This is a genomic window from Cellulomonas sp. PS-H5, from assembly GCF_019265565.1.
Lineage (GTDB): Bacteria > Actinomycetota > Actinomycetes > Actinomycetales > Cellulomonadaceae > Cellulomonas.
Genome location: NZ_JAHVCI010000035.1, coordinates 23,089 through 44,416, shown reverse-complemented (window position 1 = coordinate 44,416; position 21,328 = coordinate 23,089). Strand labels below are relative to the sequence as shown.

The 21,328-nt window shown below is 75.8% G+C and carries 17 protein-coding genes; 7 read left to right on the top strand and 10 right to left on the bottom strand.

The window, feature by feature from the left end; all coding sequences use genetic code 11:
• The 3 genes from J5O08_RS13680 to J5O08_RS13670 form a co-directional block, all read left to right on the top strand.
• The coding region (locus J5O08_RS13680) for an LPXTG cell wall anchor domain-containing protein (RefSeq protein WP_218707436.1) at positions 1-200 on the top strand (200 nt) is incomplete at its 5' end.
• A 61-nt stretch (positions 201-261) separates the two neighbouring features.
• Positions 262-1,305, top strand: a complete 1,044-nt coding sequence (locus J5O08_RS13675) for a LacI family DNA-binding transcriptional regulator (protein WP_218707435.1) — start codon at positions 262-264, stop codon at positions 1,303-1,305.
• A 114-nt stretch (positions 1,306-1,419) separates the two neighbouring features.
• A complete protein-coding gene (locus J5O08_RS13670) occupies positions 1,420-2,940 on the top strand; it encodes a glycosyl hydrolase family 18 protein (RefSeq protein WP_218707434.1) in 1,521 nt (506 codons plus the stop codon).
• A gap of 152 nt (positions 2,941-3,092) precedes the next feature.
• Here J5O08_RS13670 and J5O08_RS13665 read toward each other — a convergent pair whose 3' ends face one another.
• From J5O08_RS13665 to J5O08_RS13640, 6 genes are all read right to left on the bottom strand, one after another.
• Positions 3,093-6,539, bottom strand: coding sequence for a GH92 family glycosyl hydrolase (locus J5O08_RS13665; protein ID WP_308281613.1), 3,447 nt, complete (start codon positions 6,537-6,539; stop codon positions 3,093-3,095).
• Positions 6,536-7,771 (bottom strand): glycosyl hydrolase, encoded by a 1,236-nt coding sequence (locus J5O08_RS13660; RefSeq protein WP_218707433.1) that lies wholly within the window; start codon positions 7,769-7,771, stop codon positions 6,536-6,538. Before J5O08_RS13660 ends, J5O08_RS13665 begins: the two co-directional genes overlap by 4 nt.
• Positions 7,768-10,836 carry a glycoside hydrolase family 38 C-terminal domain-containing protein gene (locus J5O08_RS13655; RefSeq protein ID WP_218707432.1) on the bottom strand — a complete coding sequence of 1,023 codons (3,069 nt, stop codon included), beginning with the start codon at positions 10,834-10,836 and terminating at the stop codon, positions 7,768-7,770. The genes J5O08_RS13660 and J5O08_RS13655 overlap by 4 nt, the downstream gene beginning before the upstream one ends.
• 65 nt (positions 10,837-10,901) lie before the next feature.
• Complete coding sequence (locus J5O08_RS13650; RefSeq protein ID WP_218707431.1) at positions 10,902-11,813, bottom strand: carbohydrate ABC transporter permease; 912 nt, start codon at positions 11,811-11,813, stop codon at positions 10,902-10,904.
• A 5-nt stretch (positions 11,814-11,818) separates the two neighbouring features.
• Positions 11,819-12,775 carry a carbohydrate ABC transporter permease gene (locus J5O08_RS13645; RefSeq protein WP_147795591.1) on the bottom strand — a complete coding sequence of 319 codons (957 nt, stop codon included), beginning with the start codon at positions 12,773-12,775 and terminating at the stop codon, positions 11,819-11,821.
• Positions 12,776-12,785: 10 nt separating this feature from the next.
• Positions 12,786-14,054: an ABC transporter substrate-binding protein gene (locus J5O08_RS13640; RefSeq protein ID WP_218707430.1), complete on the bottom strand. Its 1,269-nt coding sequence runs from the start codon at positions 14,052-14,054 to the stop codon at positions 12,786-12,788.
• Between the two features lie 247 nt (positions 14,055-14,301).
• On the opposite strand from J5O08_RS13640, the gene J5O08_RS13635 reads away from it, so the two are divergent.
• Positions 14,302-14,976: a helix-turn-helix transcriptional regulator gene (locus tag J5O08_RS13635; protein WP_218707429.1), complete on the top strand. Its 675-nt coding sequence runs from the start codon at positions 14,302-14,304 to the stop codon at positions 14,974-14,976.
• A gap of 3 nt (positions 14,977-14,979) precedes the next feature.
• Positions 14,980-15,213 (top strand): hypothetical protein, encoded by a 234-nt coding sequence (locus J5O08_RS13630; RefSeq protein ID WP_218707428.1) that lies wholly within the window; start codon positions 14,980-14,982, stop codon positions 15,211-15,213.
• Positions 15,214-15,428: 215 nt separating this feature from the next.
• Here the strand turns inward: J5O08_RS13630 and J5O08_RS13625 are convergent, their stop codons facing one another.
• From J5O08_RS13625 to J5O08_RS13615, 3 genes are all read right to left on the bottom strand, one after another.
• Positions 15,429-16,109 carry a response regulator transcription factor gene (locus J5O08_RS13625; RefSeq protein WP_308281612.1) on the bottom strand — a complete coding sequence of 227 codons (681 nt, stop codon included), beginning with the start codon at positions 16,107-16,109 and terminating at the stop codon, positions 15,429-15,431.
• Positions 16,097-17,359, bottom strand: coding sequence for a sensor histidine kinase (locus tag J5O08_RS13620; RefSeq protein ID WP_218707427.1), 1,263 nt, complete (start codon positions 17,357-17,359; stop codon positions 16,097-16,099). The genes J5O08_RS13625 and J5O08_RS13620 overlap by 13 nt, the downstream gene beginning before the upstream one ends.
• A 127-nt stretch (positions 17,360-17,486) precedes the next feature.
• Positions 17,487-18,707: an EAL domain-containing protein gene (locus tag J5O08_RS13615; RefSeq protein WP_218707426.1), complete on the bottom strand. Its 1,221-nt coding sequence runs from the start codon at positions 18,705-18,707 to the stop codon at positions 17,487-17,489.
• Positions 18,708-18,906: 199 nt separating this feature from the next.
• Between J5O08_RS13615 and J5O08_RS13610 the strand changes: the two genes are divergently transcribed.
• Together J5O08_RS13610 and J5O08_RS13605 are read left to right on the top strand one after the other, a co-directional pair.
• A complete protein-coding gene (locus J5O08_RS13610; protein ID WP_218707424.1) occupies positions 18,907-19,389 on the top strand; it encodes an OsmC family protein in 483 nt (160 codons plus the stop codon).
• Positions 19,389-20,129 (top strand): hypothetical protein, encoded by a 741-nt coding sequence (locus J5O08_RS13605; RefSeq protein ID WP_218707422.1) that lies wholly within the window; start codon positions 19,389-19,391, stop codon positions 20,127-20,129. The genes J5O08_RS13610 and J5O08_RS13605 overlap by 1 nt, the downstream gene beginning before the upstream one ends.
• A 142-nt stretch (positions 20,130-20,271) precedes the next feature.
• On the opposite strand, the gene J5O08_RS13600 is transcribed toward J5O08_RS13605, so the two are convergent.
• Complete coding sequence (locus tag J5O08_RS13600; RefSeq protein ID WP_218707420.1) at positions 20,272-21,264, bottom strand: aldo/keto reductase; 993 nt, start codon at positions 21,262-21,264, stop codon at positions 20,272-20,274.
• Positions 21,265-21,328: the final 64 nt, after the last annotated feature.

Here is a 21,328-nt window from a genome sequence, read left to right as displayed (position 1 = left end):
TCGTGCCCGGCGTGCCCGCCGCCGTCCCGCCCGCGGGTGCGGCCGTCACGGCCCCGTCGGTCGCGAGCCCGGCCCGGACCCTCCCGCGCACCGGGTCCGAGGCCGGCCCGGCGCTCGCCGTCGCCGCGGGCCTGCTGCTCACCGGTGCCGCCGCGGTCGGCGCCCGCGGCCTCGCCCGGTCGCGCCGCGGACGGGCGTGACGGTCCTGCCGGCCGCCCCCTAGAGTCCGCAGACAGCACCACTGCGGCGGGAGGACCACCGATGGCCAGGACGCGGCGCCCGAGCACCCGGCCCGCCCGGACGACGATCGCCGACATCGCCCGGCACGCCGGGGTCTCCCCCACCGCGGTGTCGTTCGCCCTGAACGACCGCCCCGGCCTCAGCGACGAGACCCGGCAGCGCATCCTCGACGCCGTCGCCGAGCTGAACTGGCGCCCGAGCATCGCGGCCCGCGCGCTGACCGGGATGCGGTCCGACACCGTCGGCCTCGTCGTCGCCCGGCCCGCGCGCACGCTCGGCATCGAGCCGTTCTTCGCCCAGCTCACCTCGGGCCTGCAGGCCCGGCTGTCGACGCACGTGGTCGCGCTGCACCAGCTCGTGGTCGAGGACGTCGCGGCGGAGCTCGAGGTGTACCACCGGTGGGCCGCGGAGCAGCGGGTCGACGGCCTGGTGCTGGTGGACCTGGAGCGGGGCGACCCCCGGCCCGAGGCGGTCCGCGGCCTCGGGGTCCCGGCCGTCGTGCTCGGCGGCACCGGCGAGCCCGGGCCGCTCCCCGCGGTGTGGGTCGACGACTACGCGGCGATGGCGCAGATCGCCGAGCACCTGGCCGGCCTCGGCCACCGGCGGATCGGGCACGTCGGCGGGATCCCGGCGTACGAGCACTCGGTCCGGCGGGTCGCCGCCCTGCACGACGCCTCGCGTCGGCTCGGCATCATGGTCGACCACGAGGACACCGACTACTCGGAGCGCGCCAGCGCGGCGGCGACCCGGCTGCTGCTGGACCGCCCCGAGCCGCCGACGGCGATCGTGTACGACTCCGACGTCGCCGCGCTGGCCGGCCTCGGCGTCGCGTCGACACTCGGGGTGCGGGTGCCGGACGACCTGTCGGTCGTGTCGTTCGACGACTCCGAGCTGGCCCGCCTCGTGCACCCGGCGCTCACGGCGCTGACCCGGGACACCCACGCGCTCGGGATGCTGGTCGCCGACACGCTGCTGGACGTCGTCGCCGGCCGGGAGGTCCCGCCGGTGGTGGTCGCGCCCGGCCCGGTGCTCACGCCGCGGGCGAGCACCGCGGCACCCCGCTGAGCGCGACCCATCGGACTCTTGTGCTGCGGGACGGCCCTCGCTAGCGTCGCTAAAGCGCTTTAGGGCATCCGCCCTGGGCGCTGCTCCCCCAGGACCACCGACGAAGGAGTCGACGTGCGCCCGATCCGAGCCCTGCTCCGCCGAGCCCCCGCTGCCCTCGCGCTCGTCGCGTCCGCCGCCCTGCTGCCGGCCGGCCCCGCCGCCGCCGCACCGCCGGGCGAGCCGCGCACCCCCCGCGTGATCGCCTACTACCAGACCATCTACGAGACCGAGGCGGACGGCCGGCGCTACGTCGACCCCACCCCGCTGACCGGCGCCGTCACGGACGTCAACCTCGGCGCGATCCACCTCAACGACGACGGCTCCCTGCACGTCAACGACATCACCGCGGACCACCCCGAGCTCGCGCCCATGTGGGCCGACCTGGCCGCGATGCAGGACGCGGGGGTCGCGGTGCACGCGTTCGTCGGCGGCGCCGCCCCGGGCACCTACCGGAACCTCGCCGAGGACTTCGACCGGTTCTACCCGCTGCTCCGGGACTTCCTCGTCGAGCACGACCTCGACGGCGTGGACCTCGACATCGAGGAGCCCTTCCCGCTGGCGGACACCATCCACCTCGTCGAGACACTGCGCGGCGACTTCGGCCCCGACTTCGCGATCACGCTCACGCCCGTCGCGGCCGACCTCGCCGGCCGGACCAGCTTCTCCGGCGGGTTCTCCTACGCGGAGCTCGAGGCCGCGGTCGGGCACGAGATCGACTGGTACAACACGCAGTTCTACTGCGGCTGGGGCGACCTGCGGACGACCGCCGCGTTCGAGGCGATCCTCGCCAACGGCTTCACCGCGGACCGCGTGGTCGCCGGGACGGTGACGAACCCCGGCAACTGCGGCGGCTGGGTCGAGCCCGAGGTGCTCGACGCGGTGCTCACCGAGCTGGTCACGGAGCACCCGACGCTGGGCGGGGTGTTCGGCTGGGAGTACTTCAACTCCCTCGGGCGCGACGGCGGCGGACGCGAGACGTGGTTCTCGCACGTGCGCGACGTGCTCCGCGCGCCGGCGACGGTCGAGCCCGGGGCGATCGCCGTCGAGCACGGGACCGTCGCGCCCGGTGGGGCGCAGACCGTGCTGGGGCGGGGGTTCGTGCCCGGCGAGGAGGTCGCGCTCACCGTGGCCGGGCCGGCGGTGGGCGGCGCGGCGGTGGGCGGTGCGGCGGCCGACGGCGCGGCGGCGGACGGCACGGCGACGGACCTCGCGACGGCGACCGCCGACCCGGAGGGGGCGTTCCGGCTCGGGTTCGTGGTCCCGGCCGACGCCGTGCCGGGCGCGTACACGGTGACCGCGACCGGAGCGGGGGGCACGGCGCGGGCCGCGTACACCGTGTCTGCCGCCCCGGCGCCGGACCCCGACCCGGGCGACGGCGCTCCGGGCCCCGGTGACGGCGTGCTCGACCCGGGCGGCGAGGCGCCGGGTGCCCGCGTCGCGCCCGGCGCCGGCCCCGCCGCCTCGGGCGCCGACCCCGCCGGTCGACTCGCACGCACGGGCATCCCGGCGGGTGCGTGGCTCGCCGTCGCCGCCGCGCTGGTCGCCGCGGGGACGACGCTCCTGCGCCGCGCCCGCCGCCCCGAAACCGCCTGACCGCCGGACCCCGCGGATCTCGCCGGACCTCGCCGAGATCGGTGGTTCTCGCCGAGATCGGTGGATGCACGCACCGATCTCGAGCGAAGGCACCGATCTCGGCGCCCGCGTCTGCGGCGGCGGACCCGCCGCGGCCGCCAGGCCCGGTCGGGTCAGGGGTGCGGGGCCACCAGGAGCTCCAGCTGGGCGAGGTGGCCCGGTGGCCCGACGAGGACGAGGCGGACCTCGCCGAGCGGAGCCGGGGTGTCCAGCACGAACGGGCGGAGCTGGCCCGGCCACGGGAACTCCTCCCCGGTGCGCTCGTCGAGCACGCGCCACGTGCCGGACGCCGCCTCGCGGGCCTCGAGCCGCCACGCCGTCGGCGCGGTCGCGCCGTCCGGTGCCGACGTCAGGGTGTAGGCGACCAGTGGCGCGCCGCTCTCGGCGGCGCGGAACCCGGACGCCTCGGCCGCGGGACTCGGGGGCACCGTCCCCGGCGACCAGGTCAGCGCGCCCTTCCCGTCCAGCACCGCGGCGAGGTCGACCGCCGACCCGAGGTCGTCGTCGCTCAGCCCGGGCACCGCCCCACCCGCACCGCGCCACGGTCCGCCGCCGTCGGCCGGCGCCGTCGCGTCGCGCCACGGTGTGGGCACCCGGGTGACGCCGGGCCACCCCGCGCCCCAGCGCGACGGCTCCGGGCCGGTCGTGAACCGCAGGGTCGTCCCGCCGAGCAGGTCGCCGTGCGCGACCCACGGCTCCGTCACCGGACGGCCCCCGACCGTCAGGCCGTGCACGTACGGCGCCTCCCGCCCGGCGTCCGGCGCCTCGACCACGAGGTCGCCCGACGGGTGGTGCACGACGGCCCGGCGGAACAGGGGCGTCCCGATCGCCCACCGGTCGGTGCCGGCCTGCAGCGGGTACAGCCCGAGCGCGGACAGCAGGTACCAGGCGGACATCTCCCCGTTGTCCTCGTCGCCGTGGTAGCCCTGCCCGATCTCGCTGCCGGTCCACAGCCGGTCGAGGACCTCCCGCACCACCTCCTGGGTCCGGTCGGGCCGACCCGCGGCGAGCCACACGTACGGGATGTGGTGCGAGACCTGGTTGCTCTGCCCGAGCTGCCCCAGCCGGACGTCGCGCGCCTCCACCATCTCGTGGATCACCTGCCCGTAGCCCCCGGGGCGGTCGGCACGCTCGGGGGTCGCGAAGAACCGGTCGAGCACCGTGGCGAGCCCGTCGGGGCCGCCGTGCGCCGCCGCGAGGCCGGCCGGGTCGTGCGGGGCGTGGAAGGCGAAGTTCCACGCGTCGGACTCGGTGTAGTCGCCGCCCCAGTCCCGCGGGTCGAAGCCGGCCGGGTCGGCGAAGGCCCCGGACCGGTCCCGCGCCCGGAAGAACCCGGTCGCCGGGTCGAGCAGGTGGACGTAGCCGCCGCCGCGCTGCGCGAGGTACGCCGCCTCGTCGGCGAGCGCCCGGCGACGCGCGGGTGGCGTGCCCGGGTCCTCGGCGAGGCGGCGCGCCATGCCCGCGAGCGCCGCGTCGTTCACGCAGCCCTCCAGGTGCCAGGAGACGCTCTCCTCGACGTCGGCCGGCACGTACCCGTGCACCAGCGCGTGCGCCTGGCCCTTGCGGCCGACCCCGGGGCCGGCGGGCAGCGCGGTGGCGTTCCGCAGCCCGGCGTCGTAGGTGCCGAGCGGGTCGCGCAGGCCGACGCCGCGCGCGTGCAGGTCGGCGAACGCGACGTCCGAGGAGGTGCCGGTCATCAGGTCCGCGTACCCCGGGGACGACCAGCGGGCGACCCAGCCGCCCTCGCGGTGCTGCTGCACGAACCCGTCGGCCAGCTCGGCGGCGATCTCCGGGTGCAGCAGCGCGTACGCCGGCCAGCAGGTGCGGTACGTGTCCCAGAAGCCGTGGTCGACGTACACCCGGCCGGGCAGGACGGCGGCGCCGGTGCGCTCGGCGGTCGACGGCCCGGCAGGCGCGGCGACCGGCGACGCGTGCCACGGCTCAGGCGCGCCGGGTCGGCCCGCGTCCTCCCACTGCGACGACGGGTACAGGTTCAGCCGGTACAGGCCGCCGTACAGCGTCGCGCGCTGCGCCTCCGTCGCGCCCTCGACCTCCAGCACGGCGAGCCGCTGCTCCCACGCCGCCCGCGCCTCCTCCTCGACCTCGGCGAACGTCCGGTCGGCCAGCTCGAGCCCGAACGTGTGCCAGGCCTGGTCGAGGCCGATGAACGACGTGGTGACGCGGAGCTCCACCACGGGGTCGTCGCCGAGGTCGAACGTCGCCGCGCGCGCGTGCGGCCGGTCGCCCGCGGCGGGACGCACGGCCCGCGGGGCGCGCGCGAACCGGCCGACGACGTACATCCGGCTGCGGCCCACGGACAGCCCGCTGCCGGTCTCGACCCAGCCGGTGAGGACGCCGTCCGGGTCGACCGCCAGGTCGAGCGGCCCGTCCGGTCCGGCGCCCTCCGTGCTCACCGCGTCGACCACCACGTGCCCCGTGGTCGACCCGGGCGGGAAGGCGAACCGCAGGACGCCGCCGTGGTCGGTCGGCGTCACGTCCGCCCGCAACCCGCCGTCCAGGGCGACGCCGTAGTGGTGCGGGCGGGCCAGCTCGTCGTCGTGGTCGAAGGCCGCCGCCCGGGCGGCGAGCGACGCATCCGGCTCCCGGTCGCCGGCCACCGGGTGGAACGCGACCTGGTTCCGGTCGCCCATCCAGGGGCTCGGCTGGTGCGACACCGCGACGCCGTGCAGGCGCGGCCGGTTGTCGGGGCCGTTGTGCCCGGCCCAGGAGTACAGCCACCGGTCGGTGGCGCCGTCGGTCAGCGGGGTCCAGGACACGAAGCCGTTCGGGACCGAGGTCGCCGGGAAGGTGTTGCCCCGCGAGAAGGCGCCGCTGGCGTGCGAGCCGCGCCGGGTGTCCACCTCGCCGACGAGGCCACGCCGCACCGGCTCGTCCCGGACACCCAGCGCGACGTGGTCGAGCCAGGCCTCGACCGGGCCAGCACCGGCCACGGTCACCGCGAGCGCCCGGACCCGCCGCCCCGCGAGGGCGCCAAGCGCGACGCGAACCAGGTTCCAGTGGTCGGGCAGCAGGATCCGGGCGCTCGCCTGACCGTCCGCCGACACGGGAGCGCCGTGCTGGTCCGTGAGCGGGTGCGCGTCGGACCAGGTCCCGTCGTCCAGCTGCGCGGCGACGGCGACCGCGGTCGACCGGTAGGAGAGGTCGGCGTCGAGCACGGGGCAGACCGCCCAGCGCAGCTCGGTGCCGGCCTCGACCTCCACGTCGAGCCCGTCGAGCAGCACCCGGCGGCGCGGCGCCCCGGCGGTCCCGCCGTCGTCGACGGTGATCCGGAGCGCCCGGGTCCCCGTGAGGCCGACGCCGGGCCTGCCCGCGGGGACGTGCGCCGGGCCCGCGCCGACCTCGACGTGCAGGCCGCCGTCCGGCCCGGCGCCGCTGGCCGCGTCCTTGGGCGGCAGCGGGTCCCCGGCGGCGAAGCCCGTCCCCGCGTCTACCCGCGCCAGCGCGTACCCGTGCCCGGACTCGCCGCACGGCGGCGCGGCGTCGTGCGACCGGTCTGGCGCCGGGGCACGGTCTGGCACCCGCCCGGCCCGCGCCGTCACGCCGGCCCGCCCTCGACCACCGCGACGGCCCCCTCGGGCACCGCGATCCGCGGCGGCGCCCCGGCGACCGCGCGCTCCAGCCACGCCGCGAAGAACGGCGACCCCGGCGCGGTGTCCGAGCGGCGCACGAGGCCGTCCGCGCTCAGCACCGTCAGCACCTCGCGCGCCCCGGGGGCCCGGGCGGCGGCCGACACCCCGGACTCCCGCAGCCCCGCGACGGTCTCGGCGACCGCCCGCCCGAGCGGCTTCACCCGGCGCTCGGCGTCGAGCAGGCCCAGGGTGTACTCCAGCTCGGGGAAGTCGGCGAGCGACCGGTCCACGTCGTGCGAGCACCACCACGTCACGCCCCACAGCATGTCGTGCTCCGCGGCGCGGCGCAGCGTCTCCTCGGCGAACCCGGCGACCCGGTCCGGCCCCAGGTGCGGCTCGGGCGCGCCGACCTCCTGGAGCCAGGTCGGTCGGCCGGGCGGGCCCCAGGCGGCGGCGAGCTCCAGGAGGTACCGGGCGAACCAGTCGTGCGCCGGGTGCTCCGGCGGGAAGTGCGCGGCGACGCCCGTGAACACCCAGGAGTGCACGGTGGTGACGTCGCCGATCCCGACGGCGTGCGCGGGCGTGACCGCGCTGTCGTCGACGAACCACACGTCGTCGTCGAACGAGTGCGCGTGCATCCGGCCGGGCGCGGAGCCCGCGGCGGCGGCGAGCAGCCGGCCGAGCCACGCCTCGGCGGTCGCCGGGTCGAGCGGCTGCGGATCGGGGTGCCGGCGCTTGGCGAACTGGTTCGTCTCGTTCCCGACGGTCAGCCCGAGGAACGCCGGGTGCCCGGCCAGCGCGCCGCCGAGCGCCCGGACCAGCCGCTCCTGCGCGTCGACCACGTCCGGGTCGGTGAACAGGCCGCGCCGGTGCCAGGAGAGCAGCCAGGCCGGCAGGAAGTCGTACGACGACAGGTGGCCCTGCAGCACGTCCACGCTCGCGTCGAGGCCCGCGGCGGCGGCCGCGTCGACGACCGCGACCACGTCGGCGACCGCCCGCTCCCGGATCATCGTCCGGTTCGGCTGGAGGACCTCCCACAGCGGGAGCACCCGGACGTGGTCCAGGCCCAGCGCGGCGATCGAGTCCAGGTCCCGCCGCACGTCGTCCAGGTCGAGGTCGTGCCAGGAGTGGAACCAGCCGCGGCTCGGCGTGTAGTTCGCGCCGAACCGCAGGCCCGCGCCGCCGGTGCCGGCCGCGGTCACTCGGCCGCCACCCGCAGCGTGACGACCTGGAACGGCCGGAGCGCGAGGGCGACCGGCCCCTCCGTCCCGTCCCGTCCCTGAAGCGCCGCCGGCAAGTCGAGCGGCCGCTCCAGCAGGTCGCACTCCCGGACCACGCCGGCGGGGAGCGCCAGCCGGGCGACCCCGCGGCGTCCCTCGGCCTCGTAGAGCCGGACGACGACGTCGCCGGAGCGGTCGTCGGCCAGCTTCACCGCGGACAGGACGGCGGTCCCCTCCGCGACGCGCGCCAGCGGCGCGACCACACGCTCGACCCCCGCCTCGTCGGAGGCCGCGCCCGGCACCGGGCGCAGCGGCACGCTCAGCCCCCACCCCTCGCGCACCGCGTCCCGGACCTCGGCGCCCGGCGCGATCGCGTACGCGAACTCGTGCCGGCCCCGGTCGGTGTCCGGCTGCGGAAACTGCGGCCCGCGCACGAGCGACAGCCGGACCGTCGTGGTCGTGCCACCCCCGTCCCGGGCGTCGCGCCGCACGTCGTGGCCGTAGCTGTCGCGGTTGACGACCGCGACGCCGTACCCCGGCTCCGCGACGTGCACGAACCGGTGCGCGACCACCTCGAACCGCATCGCGTCCCACGACGTGTTCTCGTGCACCGCGCGGCGGTGGTGGCCGAACTGGGTCTCGAACGCCGCGTCGAGCGCGTGCACGTCCAGCGGCACGGCGACCTTCAGCAGCCGCTCCCGCTCCTGCCAGTCGACCTCGGTGCGCAGGTCGAGCCGCCGCGCGCCCGGCCGCAGGGTGACGTCCTGCACGACGGTCGAGGTGCCGAACGACCGGTGCACCCGCACCGTCGCCGCGTCCGGCCCGTCGAGCACCTCCACCGCGTCGGCCGACGTCAGGTCCTCGACGACGTTCCGGTAGTACCGGTCGACGTCCCACGCGTCCCACATCACCGGGAAGTCCGGGTGCACCTGGAGCAGGTTGGCCCGGGCGCCGGGCGGCAGCACCTCGCGGTCCGCGACCAGGTCCCGCAGGCCCGCGACCAGGCCGTCGGCGTCGACCTCGACCCGCAGCAGCCCGTTGTCGAGCACGGTGCCGCCGCCGGGCGCGGTCGCCACCGCGACGGAGCCCTCCTCGGCAGCACGCCCCGCCCCGAGGGCCGGCACGCCGGCGCGGTCGTGCGGCGCGGCGTTGAACGCGAGCGCGCCGCCCACCCCCGCCGCGGCCGCGAGCGCGCCGGTCGCCCGGTCCACCAGCACCGTCAGCCGGTCCCGCATCGCCGCGTACTGCTCGGCCGCCTCGCGGTGCACCCACCCGATCGAGGTGCCCGGCAGGATGTCGTGGAACTGCAGCAGCAGGTGCTGCTTCCAGATCGCGTCCAGCTCGTCGTACGGGTAGTCGACCAGCCCGCGGGCCGCGGCGGTGGCGGACCACAGCTCGGCCTCGAACAGCAGGCGCTCGCCCCGGCGGTTGCCCTGCTTGGTCGCGACCTGCGACGTGAACGTGCCGCGGTGCAGCTCCAGGTACAGCTCGCCGACCCAGACGGGGGCGTCCGGGTACTCCGCCTCGGCGGCCTCGAAGAACGCGGTCGGCGTCTCGACGGCGACCCGGGGCGACCCCTCGAGGTCGGCGGTGCGCCGGGCGCGGGCCAGCATCTCGCGCGTGGGACCGCCGCCGCCGTCGCCCCAGCCGAACGGGGCGAGCGACCGGGTGGCCCGGCCCTTGTCCCGGAAGTTCCGCGACGCGTGCGCGAGCTGGCTGCCGGACAGCTCGGCGGCGTAGGTGTCGATCGGCGGGAAGTGCGTGAACACCCGGCTGCCGTCGATCCCCTCCCAGCGGAACGTGTGGTGCGGGAACGGGTTGACCTGGTTCCAGGAGATCTTCTGGGTGAGGAACCACCGGGACCCCGACAGGTGGATGAGCTGGGGCAGCGCGGGCGAGTAGCCGAACGAGTCCGGCAGCCACACCTCGCGGGTCTCGATGCCGAAGGTGTCCAGGAAGTACCGCTTGCCGTGCACGAGCTGCCGCGCCAGCGCCTCGGAGCCCGGCATGTTCGTGTCGGACTCGACCCACATGCCGCCCACCGGGACGAACCGGCCGCCCTCGACGTGCTCCCGGACCCGCGCGAACACCTCGGGCCGGTGCTCCTCGATCCACGCGAACTGCTGCGCCGAGGACATCGCGAACACCAGGTCCGGGTCCTCGTCCAGCAGGTTGACGACGTTCGACGCGGTGCGCGCCACCTTGCGGACCGTCTCCCGCACCGGCCAGAGCCAGGCGGAGTCGATGTGCGCGTGCCCGACGGCCGAGATCCGGTGCGCGGACGCGGCGGCCGGGCGGCACGCCACCTCCACCAGCTCCGCGCGCGCCGCGGCGGCGGTGCCCGCGACGTCCGCGAGGTCCAGCGCGTCGAGCGACCGCTCCAGCGCGCGCAGCACCTCGTGCCGCCGCGGGTCGCCGACCGCGAGCTCCCGCGCCAGCTGGTCCAGAACCTCCAGGTCCTGCACCAGCTCCCAGACGTCCTGCTCGACCACGCACACGTCGGCCCGCGCCAGCCGGTAGAGCGGGGCGTCGCCGGCGGTCGCCTTCTCCCCCAGCGTCGTCGGCCGGAACGGGTCGTACCCGAGGATCAGCGGGTTCGCCGCGGCCTCGACGTAGAGGTCGACCGCGTCCCCGTCGACCGGCACCCAGACGTTGCGGGGGTTGAGCCCCTTCACCACCGACCCGTCCGGGCGGTAGACCAGGCCCTCGGCCTGGAAGCCCGGCGAGTGGTCCTCCCACCCGAGGTCGACCACGAGCTCGACCCGCCGACCGGCCGCCTCCGCGGGCACGGTGCCGGTCAGGTGGAACCAGGTGGTGCCCCACGCCGGCCCCCACGGGTCGCCGACGCGGAACGGGCGGTAGTCGACGTCGGCCCCGCGCCGCGGGCCCGGAAGGGCGTGCGCCGGGTCGACCGGCTCCCCCTGCCCGCCGGCGACGTGCCAGGCCTCGACGTCGAGGGTGCCGACCGTGCGGAAGACGGCGGGGCGGAGGCGGTGGGCGAGGACGCGCTCGAGGCGCCCCTCGACGAGGGTGCGGTCGTCGTGCACTGGGGTGGTCCTTCCGGGGTGGAGCGGGCGTGCGGGATCGCGGAGGTGGGTGGGGGCGGCGCGCGTCAGCCCTTGATGGCGCCCTGGTCGACCCCACGGAAGAAGTACCGCTGCAGGACCGCGAAGAAGATCACGATCGGGATGAACGCGATCATGGTCCCGGCGGCGATCACGCGGGGGTTGGCGGAGAACGTGCCGGACAGGTACTGCAGGCCCACGGTGAGCGTGAACTTGTCCGGCGTGGTGAGGACGATCAGCGGCCACAGGAAGTCGTCCCAGGCGCCGATGAACGCGAAGATCGTGACGACGGCGAGCATGCCCTTGGCGTTCGGCAGGCCGATCCGCCAGAACCGCTGCCAGACGTTCGCGCCGTCGACGATGGCGGCCTCGTCCAGCTCCTTCGGGATCGCGAGGAACGCGGTCCGCATCAGCAGCACGTTGAGCATCCCGACGGCGCCCGGCAGGGCCACCCCCAGCAGGGAGTCGGCCAGGCCGATCTGCCGGATCGTCAGGTACTGCGCCACGATCGTCGCCTCGCCGGGCAGCAGCATCGTCGCGAGCATCGCGCCGAGCAGCAGCTTGCGGCCGCGGAACTGCAGCCGGGCCAGGGCGTAGCCGGCCATCGTGGTGCCGATCGCGTTGCCCAGGACGACGATTCCCGCGACCACGAGCGAGTTCCGCATGAAGCCGAGGATCGGGACGGTCTGCGCCGCCTTGACGTAGTTGCCGAGCGTCGGCTCCTGCGGGATCAGCACCGGGGTGGCGGTGTAGATGTCCTCGCCCGGGCCCTTGAGCGACGTCGAGAGCTGCCACAGGAACGGCCCCACCGTGATGACGAGGACGAGCAGGAGCAGCAGGTAGCGGACGACCAGCTCGCGCCGGCCGATGCTGGAGAACCCGCGGCCGCGGCGCCGGCGGGGCGCGGGCGTGCGCGTGGCGACCCGCGGCGCGGGCGCGCTGACGGTCGGTGCGGCCATCGCCCTCACCCGGCCTTCCGGTTGATGCGGGCGATGAGCAGCAGCGGCCCGAGGGTGATGAGGAACAGCAGGATCGACAGCGCCGAGGCGTAGCCGAGGTTCCCGTTGAACCCGCGGGCGTACATCTGGATGAGCATGACGACGGAGACGTTCGCCCCGCCGATGCCGCCGGTCCCGTTGGTGAGGATGAACAGCTCGGAGAACACCCGCAGGGCCGAGACCGTGATGAGCACGGAGACCAGCAGCATGGTGTTCCGGACGCCCGGGACCGTCACGCTCCAGAACCGGCGCCAGGCGGACGCGCCGTCCACCGCGGCGGCCTCGTGCAGCTCGCGGCCGACCCCGCCCAGGGCGGACAGGTAGATGATCATGTAGTAGCCCAGCCCCTTCCAGATGGTGAGGCTGATGGCGCTGAACAGGATCAGCCAGCGGTCCGTGAGGAACGGGATCGACTCGGTGATGATGCCGAGCTGCTTGGCCATCCCGTTGATCACGCCGCGGTCGTCGAGCATCCAGCCCCACATGAGGGCGACCACGACCGCCGAGGCCACCACCGGGGTGTAGAAGGCGGTCCGGAAGAACGAGATGCCGGGGATCTTCTTCTCGACCAGCAGCGCCAACGCCAGCGGCACCAGCAGCAGGAACGGCACGCAGACGAGCATGTAGACGATCGAGTTGAGCAGCGCCGTCGTCAGCTGGTCGTCGCCGATCATCCGGCTGAAGTTGGCGAACCCGACGAACTCGCCGCCGCTGAGCGGCTTCACGTTGGTGAACGCGAGCATGACGCCGTTGATCGACGGCCAGAGGTTGAACGCCAGCAGGAACACGACGGCGGGCAGGCAGAGCAGCCACGGCGCGAACCACGCGTGGGTGCGGGTCGCCCCGGTCGCCCGGACCCGCCGGCCGCGAGGGCCGGCGGGCGCGGGGACCGAGGCGGCGGTCGCCTCGGGTGCGGTGGTCATGGCGGACCGGTCAGTCGGCCAGCAGCTGGTTGCACTTGGCGACCGCGGCGTCGAGGGCCTGCTGCGCCGTGATCTGCCCGGCGATCGCCGCCGCGACCTGCTGGTCGAAGTACGTGGACATGGCCTCGGTGACCTCGACCGGCTGGAGCACCTCGGCGTCCGGCAGGCCGGTGAACGCGATCACCTTGGCGTCGCCCTCGGCCGTGCCGTCGCTCTCGGAGAACGACGGGTTGTCCTGCGACGCGACCGTGGACGGGAAGATGCCCGACACCAGCTCGGCGAACGCCTCCTGGTTCTCGGCGTTCGTGAGGAAGCGCGCGAGCGCCAGCGCGGCGGGCAGGTTCTTCGACGCGGCGGGCACCGAGACGCCCTGCACGTACATCGGGGTGATCCCCATGTACGGCGACGGCACGATCGTCCCCTCCAGCGACGGGTTGTTCTCGAGGACGCCGGCGATGAAGTTCCCGCCGCCCGTCGACCACGCGGCCTCGCCCTTGGTGAACAGCTCGCTGGTGCCGAGGTAGGCGTCGGTCAGCACGTCCTGGGGCATGAGCCCGTCGGCGTAGGCCTCGGCGTACCGCTCCACCAGGGCGACCGCCTCGGGGCTGTTGAACACGAACTCCTCGCCGTCGTCGGACAGCACCGGGATGCCGTTCGACACCAGGTCGTTCATGCCGGGCTTGCGGCTCATCAGGTACGCGCCGGTGGCGTCCTTGAGCGTCCGGGCCTGCTCGACCAGCTCGTCGAAGCTGGTCGGCGGGTCGGCGGCGTCGAGCCCGCCGGCCGCCATCATGTCGGCGTTCCAGTAGTTCAGGTCGGTCGTCAGGTACCAGGGGTAGCCGTACGTGCCGTCGAGCCCCGCGAACGCGTACGCGCCGAGGCCGCCCTCGACGTACGTCGCCGCCAGGTCGTCCTCCACCTGGCCGAGGTCGAGCAGCACCCCCTCGCGCGCCAGCGGCAGCGCCATGTCCGGCGGGAGGTTGGTGACGTCGGGGAGCTCGCCGGCCGTCGCCTGGGACAGCACCTTCTCGGAGTAGCCCTCGCCGGGCTGGTCGAGCCAGGTCACCGACGTGCCGGGGTACTCCTCCTCGAAGGCGGCGATCACCCCCTCGACGTACTCGGTGAACCGGGGCTTGAGCGCCCAGGTCTGCAGCGAGACCTCGCCGGTGACCTCGCCCTCGGCGTCGACGGGGTCGCGCGTCTCGGTCGTCGTGCCGGACAGCGCGCAGGAGGAGAGCAGGAACCCGGCCGCCAGGGCCAGGCCGATCGTGCGCCTCATCAGGAACCTCTTTCGGTGTGCGTCGTTGCATCACGGTCAGGGGACTAAAGCGTTTTAGTAGCATCGAACCGTCCCGCCATCGATGTCAAGAGCGACTTGGCGCGGCCTGCCGCGGCGTCGTTCCACGCTGCACGGTGGGCGCGGGCACTCATGCCACCGAGGGCGAGCCTGGGTGGACCACTCACGCACAACAGGTCTTGCGCAACATCTCTTGCGCAAGACCTGTTGTGCGTCTACGGTTGCTGCCATGAGCACCGCCGAGCACGACGCCGCCGAGGCCGGCACCGCCCCGGACACGGCCGAGCGGCCCGCCACCCTGCGGGTCACCGACCCGACCCGGGTCCGGGCCCTCGCCCACCCGGTGCGGATGGACCTGCTGTCGTTCCTCGACGACGTCGGCGAGGCCACCGCGACGGAGTGCGCCGCGCACCTCGGCCAGACCGTCGCCAACTGCTCGTTCCACCTGCGGACCCTCGCGAAGGCCGGGTACATCGAGCCCGCCGAGCCCCGCGGCCGCGAGCGCCCCTGGCGAGTCGTCGCCCGCGAGCGCAACATCACGCCCGACCCGCTGGACCCGGCCTCGCGGCGCGCGGTGCTGGAGCTCGGCGAGATCTCGGTCCGCCGCGAGGCCGAGCGCTACATCGACCACCTGCGGCACGTCGACCACGACGGCGCCGTCGACCCCGGGCTCATCCCGCTGACCCAGCTGACCACGTCCGCGTTCTGGGCCACCCCGGAGGAGACGGCGGAGCTGATCGAGGGCATGTACGCGCTGATGAAGCGGTTCGACGGGCGGACCGTCGACCCCGCGATCCGACCCGGTGGCGCCCGCCTGATGCGGCTGTTCACCGCGATCAACCCCGACATGGCCGTCGAGCCCCACGCCGAGGCCACCCCGACCGCACCGCAGCAGGAGGACTGAGCCATGACCACGGTGACCTTCGACGTCAGCTACGGCACCCGCGCGGTGCCGCTCCGCCTGCCGTACCTCTCGGTGCGCCGCCGCCGGGCCGCCGCCGCGATCGCCCGCGCGGTGGCCGCCCCGGCAGCCGCCGACCCGCGCGCCGCGGCCCGTGCGCGCTCGACGGCGCGGGCGCTCGCCGACCGCGAGGCCGCGGTCGACCGCGCGCTGGCCCTCCGCGCCGGCATCGGCGTCTGACGCGCCACCCGGCCCGCCCTCGTCCGGCCTCGCTCCGGCCGGTCGACCCGCGAGTGCCTACGCGACACGTCGAGTGCCTATCCAGGGGATAGGCACTCGACGTGTCTGATGTGCACTCGACGGGCTGGGCGCGGCTGGCCCGGGCGCGGCGCAGGCGCGGCCAGGGCGCGTAGGCGCGGACACGGTGCGGGCGCGGGCGACGCGCGCCCGCGCGGTCAGCCCAGGCCGGCGTCGTGGACCAGGCGCGCGATCTGCACCCGGTTCGCCACGCCGAGCTTCGCGAACAGGTGCGCCACGTGCGTCTTGACCGTCGCGAGGCCGAGGAACAGGCGCTCGGCGATCTCCTGGTTCGACAGCCCCTCGGCCACCGCGACCGCCACGTCCCGCTCGCGCGGGGTCAGCACCTCCAGCGCCCGCAGCGCGTCCGCGCGCCGCTCGGCGTCCTCGGGTTTCGCGACCGACGCGATGAGCTGGGCGGTGACGGTCGGCGACAGAATGGGCTCCCCCGCCGCGACCCGGTGGATCCCGTCGACGAGCTGCGCCGGCGGGGTGTCCTTCAGCAGGAACCCGGCGGCGCCCTCGCGCAGGGCGCGCAGGACGAGCTCGTCGGCGTCGAAGGTCGTCAGCACGATGACCCGGGCGGTCGACCCGGCCGCGGCCAGCGAGCGCAGGGCGGTCAGCCCGTCCACCCGCGGCATGCGGACGTCCATCAGCACGACGTCGGGGCGCAGCCGCTGCACGACGGTGACGGCCTCGGCGCCGTCGCCGCACTCGGCGACCACCTCGAGGCGCGGGTCGCCGCCGAGGATCATCCGCAGGCTGGCGCGGACCAGGGCGTCGTCGTCGACGACCACCACGCGCACGACGTCGGCGGGGGTCGGGGTCAGCTCGGCCACGGCAGCCACACTCTCACGGCGAACCGCCCGTCCTGCTCGATCCCGTGCTCCAGCGACCCGCCGAGCAGCTCGGCGCGCTCGGCGGCGCCGATGAGCCCCAGCCCCGCCCCGGGGGCCGCGGCCCCGGCCGCCACGCCGACGGGCACGGCGTTCCGCGCCTCGACGAGCAGCCGCTCCCCCGGCGCCCCCGCCAGCCGCACCCGGACCTCCTGACCCGGCGCGTGCTTGCGGGCGTTCGTCAGCGCCTCCTGCAGCACCCGGAACGCGGTGCGGGACGCGGTCTCGGGCAGGGCCGCGAGCGCCGACCGGTCGCCGGCGGGCAGCCCGGACACGTCGAGGCGCGCGGGCGTCCCGGCCTCGTCGGCGTCGGCGAGCAGCGCCGGGAGCTCGGCGAGCGTCGGCTGCGGTGCCTCGTGCTCGGTCGGGACCACGGTCTCGTCGTCGGCGCGGAGCACGCCGAGCACCTCGCGGAGCTCGCCGAGCGCCCGGTGCGCGCTGTCGCGGATCGTCTCGGCGGAGGCGGTGATCTGCGCGCGGGTCAGGTCCTCCCGGTACGCGAGGCCGCCGGCCTGCATCGCGACCAGCGAGATCCGGTGCGCCAGGACGTCGTGCATCTCCCGGGCGATCCGGGTGCGCTCGGCCTGGCGCGCCTCGGCGGCCCGCGACTCCTGGGCGCGCTCGGCGGCCTCGGCGCGCAGCCGCAGCGTCTGCAGCAGCTCCCGGCGGGCGCCGATGTAGAACCCGGTGGCGACGAGCAGGCCGAGGAACAGCAGGCTCAGGCCGATCGCGAGCAGCAGCAGCGGCACCCCCAGGTCTTCGGACGCCGAGGTGCCCTGGTAGGTGAGCTCGTACGCCACGGTGGCCAGCGCCCAGACCGCCCCGGCGACTGCGACCTCGCGCCACCGCCGGCGGGTGGCGAGCGAGACCAGCGCGAGCATGCCGGCCCCGACCGCGAACGACGACAGCGAGGTGAGCGCCGCGATCAGGACCGCGGTCAGCAGCGGGTGCCGGCGCCGCAGCGGGAGCAGCCCGACGGCGACCACCCCGAGCAGGAGGTCGAGCAGCACCATCGCGCCGACGAGGCCCTCGTCGGCGACCGGGGACCCGGTGACGTCGGAGGCGACGAACACCCAGATCACGAGGCCGGCACCCACGGCCACCAGGTAGCGCCAGGTCCGGGACCAGGGTCCGAGACGAGGAGGCGCCAGAGCGGGGCCGGGCGCGGGGTCGGGCGCGGGGTCGACGGGCATGTCGTCGAGCGTAGGGTCGCGGCCGCGGCGGACGGATCGGCCGTCGGGCTGTACCGTCTCCACCCCACGGCGGAGGCGGGCCCACCCGGTACCGCGGAGTCCGCCCGGCACCGCCGGACCCCGGCGCTCAGCCGCGCGGGACCCCGCGCAGCGCGTCCGCCAGCGGCGCCGGCCGCCCGAGCAGGTACCCCTGCCCGTAGTCGACCCCGAGCTCGCGCAGCGTCGCGCGCTCGTGCTCGGTCTCCACGCCCTCGGCGACCAGCCAGGAGTCGATGCCGCGCGCGAACTCCGCGACGGCCCGGATGAGCGCGCGCCGTACCGGGTCGAGGTCGCAGCCGCGCACGAGCGCGAGGTCGAGCTTGATGGCGGTCGGCCGGAGCTGCAGCACGTGCCGCAGGCTCGCGAACCCGGCGCCGGCGTCGTCGACCGCGACCTGGTGGCCCGCGGCGCGCAGCCGGTTGGTCACCGAGGTCAGCGCCTCGTAGTCGTGCACCGGCGTGTGCTCGGTGACCTCCACCGCGACCGCGGGACCGTGCGCGAGCAGCAGGTCGGTGGTCCGCGGGTCCGCGAGCGCCTCCGCCGACAGGTTGATCGACATCCGCACGCCCGGGGGCAGGTCGCCGAGCCGGGCGAGCGCGCACTTCGCGGCCAGCAGCTCCAGCTCGACGGCCTCCCCGGCGGCCGCCGCGGCGGCGAACGCGTGCACCGGGGTCGGGAACCGCTCGGGTTCGAACCGGGACAGCGCCTCGACGGCGACCACCTCGCCGGTGCCCAGGTGCACGACCGGCTGGAACACCGTCCGGACGGCGCGCTCCGCGAGCACGGACCGGATCCAGCGCACCCGGTCGGACACCGCGGGCCGGTGCGGCAGCCCGAACGCGCCCATCCGGTCCTCGACGAGCGCCGCCGCCAGGCCGAGCACCCGCAGGGCGTCCTCGTCGAGCAGCGGGTTCGCGCCCCGGGCCAGGCAGCAGAGCATCCCCACCGGCTCGCCGTCCGGGCCGCGGAGCGGGGCGCCGAGGTACGCGCCGATGCCCAGCTCCGCGGTCGCCGCGAGCTCGCGGGCGACGGGGTGCCGGCGCGCGTCCGGCAGCACCGGCGGCAGCAGCCCGGACAGCACGCGCACGCAGTAGGTGTCGTCCAGGTCGCGCTCGTCGCCGACCGCCATCTGCATCGGCCCGGTCTCGGTGCTGGTGGCGAGGACGACCTCGGCCGACGTCGTCAGGCCGGAGAGGAACGCGATGTCCATGCCCAGGTGCTCGCGCACGCGGTCGAGGATCTGCCGCACCTCCGGGTCGGCGGGCGCGCCCGCCGTCGGCGCCACGTCCCGGTCCTCGTCCACGCTCATGCGGCCCCCGCTCGCCCCGGCCGGACCCGCCGCTGGACCCGGCACGACGTCGGCCAGCCTAGTGAGCGCCGCCCGCGGTGCGCCCGCCGGGCGGGCGACGTCGTCCGGCGAACCACCCGTCCGGGCGAGCGACCGCCGCCCCGTCCGCCCACGGCTGATCCCCGCTGCCGACCGACGGGCCGCGTGACAGGATCGGCCCATGGAGTCCCCGAACACCGGGCTCGCGCCGGAGACCGACGTGCCCGTCCCCCCTGCCTCCCCCGCCGCCGTCCAGCCGTCCCGGCTCTGGGTCGAGCGCACCGGCACCCGCACCTACACCGGGCGCAACGAGCGCGGCGCCGAGGTCCTGATGGGCCCGGCCGAGGCCGGCGCCGTCTTCACCCCGGGCGAGCTGCTGAAGATCGCGCTGGCCGGCTGCTCCGGCATGTCCGCCGACACCGCGCTGAGCCACCGGCTCGGCGACGACGTCGAGGTCACCGTCGAGGTCAGCGGCGACAACTACAAGCCCGAGGACCGGTACCCCGAGCTGCACGAGCGGATGGTCGTCGACCTGTCCGGCCTCGACGAAGCCACCAAGGAGCGGCTGCTGCGCGTGGTGCACCGCGCCGTCGAGCAGCACTGCACCGTCGGCAACACGCTCAAGGCCGGGGCGACCGTCGACCTCGAGATCACGGGCGAGTGATGGCGCTGCGCCGGACCCCGATCGTCGACGCGGCCCTGGACCGCGCCGTGACGATCCCGTCCGCCACGATCCACGCCCACGTCGACTCCGTCCGGCGCCGCAACCCCGAGGGCACGCCCGCGGAGATCATCGGCCTCCTGGAGCGCGAGTACCTGCTGGTCGTCCAGGGCACCGGCGGCGCGGTCGGCGCGGCCGCGGCGGCGCCCGCGGTCGGCACCGGCGTCGCCATGGCGCTGACGATCGGCGACGTCGCGACGTTCTTCGGCGCGTCCGCGGCGTTCTCGCTGGCCGTCGCGAGCGTGCACGGCATCGACGTCGAGGACGCCGAGCGCCGCCGCGCGCTGCTGCTCGCCACGATCCTCGGCGAGTCCGGGGCCAAGGCGGTCACCGACGTCGGCGAGCTGACCGGCCTGCGCGGGCTCAACGTCGCGCGGGCGCTGCTCACCCGGATGCCGACCGGCACGATCCGGCGGGTCAACGCCCGGCTCACCCGGCAGCTGTTCCGCAAGCAGCTCGCGCGGCAGGGCGGCCTGGCGCTGGGCCGCATGGTGCCGTTCGGCGTCGGCGCGGTCATCGGCATCACCGGCGGCCGGGCCCTGGGACGCACGGTCATCCAGGGCGCGCGCAAGGCGTTCGGCCCGCCGCCGGACCGCTGGAGCGACAGCGTCCTGGTGGTCGAGGCCACGGAGGGCGCCCCGCGCGTGATCGAGCACCCCCGCCGCGAGCTCCCGCACCGCTGACCCCCGCGCCGAGGGGGTTCCCCGCCGCCGGGCGTCGGACTCGCCGAGATGGCAACTCTCGGCTGCCCGAGCACGTCGCACGACAGCCGAGAGTTGCCATCTCGGCGCACGGGAGGGCGCGTCGCGCGTCAGCGCCTGCGGGTCACCAGCGGTCGTGGACGTGCGGGCGGATGCGCTCGTCGTAGATCTCCCGGAAGCGGTCCAGGGTCCAGTCGTCCAGAGACGGGATCCGGGCCGCGTCCGCGTTGCCCCGAGCCTGCTCGGCGTTGCGGGCGCCCGGGATGACCGTCGAGACGCCCGGCTGGTCCACGATCCACCGCAGCGCGAGCTGGGCCGTCGTCGCACCCGCCGGGGTCAGCGCCGCCACCTCGCGGGCCGCGGCCACGCCGACCTCGAACGGCACGCCCGAGAACGTCTCGCCGACGTCGAACGCCTCGCCGTGCCGGTTGAACGACCGGTGGTCGGTCGCGGCGAACTCGGTGTGCTCGTCGTACTTGCCGGACAGCAGCCCGGACGCGAGCGGGACGCGGGCGATGATCCCGACGCCGGCCTCGGCGGCCGCGGGCAGCACGCGCTCGAGCGGCTTGCGGCGGAACGCGTTGAGGATGATCTGGATCGTCGCGACGTGCGGGCGGGCGATCGCGGCCAGCGCCTCGTCGACGGTCTCGACGGACACGCCGTACGCGGCGACCCGGCCCTCGTCGACCAGGGTGTCCAGCGCGTCGTACGTCGCGTCGCGGTCCAGCACGACGCTCGGCGGGCAGTGCAGCTGGACGAGGTCGAGGGTGTCGACGCCGAGGTTCGCCCGGGAGCGGTCGGTCCACGCGCGGAACGCGTCGAGCGTGTAGGCCTCGGCCACGTGCGGGTCGGCGCGGCGGCCCATCTTGGTGGCGACCGTGGGCGGCGCCGCGTCCGCGGGGCGCTGGCGCAGGAACCGCCCGATGAGCGTCTCGCTGCGGCCGTCGCCGTAGACGTCGGCGGTGTCGAAGAACGTCACCCCCGCGTCGGCCGCGGCGGCCAGCACGGCCAGCGCGTCGTCCTCGGCCACCTCGCCCCAGTCGGCGCCGAGCTGCCAGCAGCCCAGCCCCACGACCGAGACGTCCCGTCCTGTCCTGCCCAGCGTCCTCGTCTGCACGGCCCCGAGGCTACCCCGGGTCTTTCACCCGGGCGCGCCTGGGTGCCTGCACCCAGCACGGACC

Excerpts from the sequence above, each read along its gene's own strand:
- J5O08_RS13635 (WP_218707429.1), top strand. The coding sequence starts at position 14,302 with ATGAGCACCGCCGAGCACGACGCCGCCGAGGCCGGCACCGCCCCGGAC.
- J5O08_RS13615 (WP_218707426.1), bottom strand. The coding sequence starts at position 18,707 with ATGAGCGTGGACGAGGACCGGGACGTGGCGCCGACGGCGGGCGCGCCC.
- J5O08_RS13650 (WP_218707431.1), bottom strand. The coding sequence starts at position 11,813 with ATGGCCGCACCGACCGTCAGCGCGCCCGCGCCGCGGGTCGCCACGCGC.
- J5O08_RS13640 (WP_218707430.1), bottom strand. The coding sequence starts at position 14,054 with ATGAGGCGCACGATCGGCCTGGCCCTGGCGGCCGGGTTCCTGCTCTCC.
- J5O08_RS13620 (WP_218707427.1), bottom strand. The coding sequence starts at position 17,359 with ATGCCCGTCGACCCCGCGCCCGACCCCGCGCCCGGCCCCGCTCTGGCG.
- J5O08_RS13645 (WP_147795591.1), bottom strand. The coding sequence starts at position 12,775 with ATGACCACCGCACCCGAGGCGACCGCCGCCTCGGTCCCCGCGCCCGCC.
- J5O08_RS13675 (WP_218707435.1), top strand. The coding sequence starts at position 262 with ATGGCCAGGACGCGGCGCCCGAGCACCCGGCCCGCCCGGACGACGATC.
- J5O08_RS13610 (WP_218707424.1), top strand. The coding sequence starts at position 18,907 with ATGGAGTCCCCGAACACCGGGCTCGCGCCGGAGACCGACGTGCCCGTC.
- J5O08_RS13605 (WP_218707422.1), top strand. The coding sequence starts at position 19,389 with ATGGCGCTGCGCCGGACCCCGATCGTCGACGCGGCCCTGGACCGCGCC.
- J5O08_RS13630 (WP_218707428.1), top strand. The coding sequence starts at position 14,980 with ATGACCACGGTGACCTTCGACGTCAGCTACGGCACCCGCGCGGTGCCG.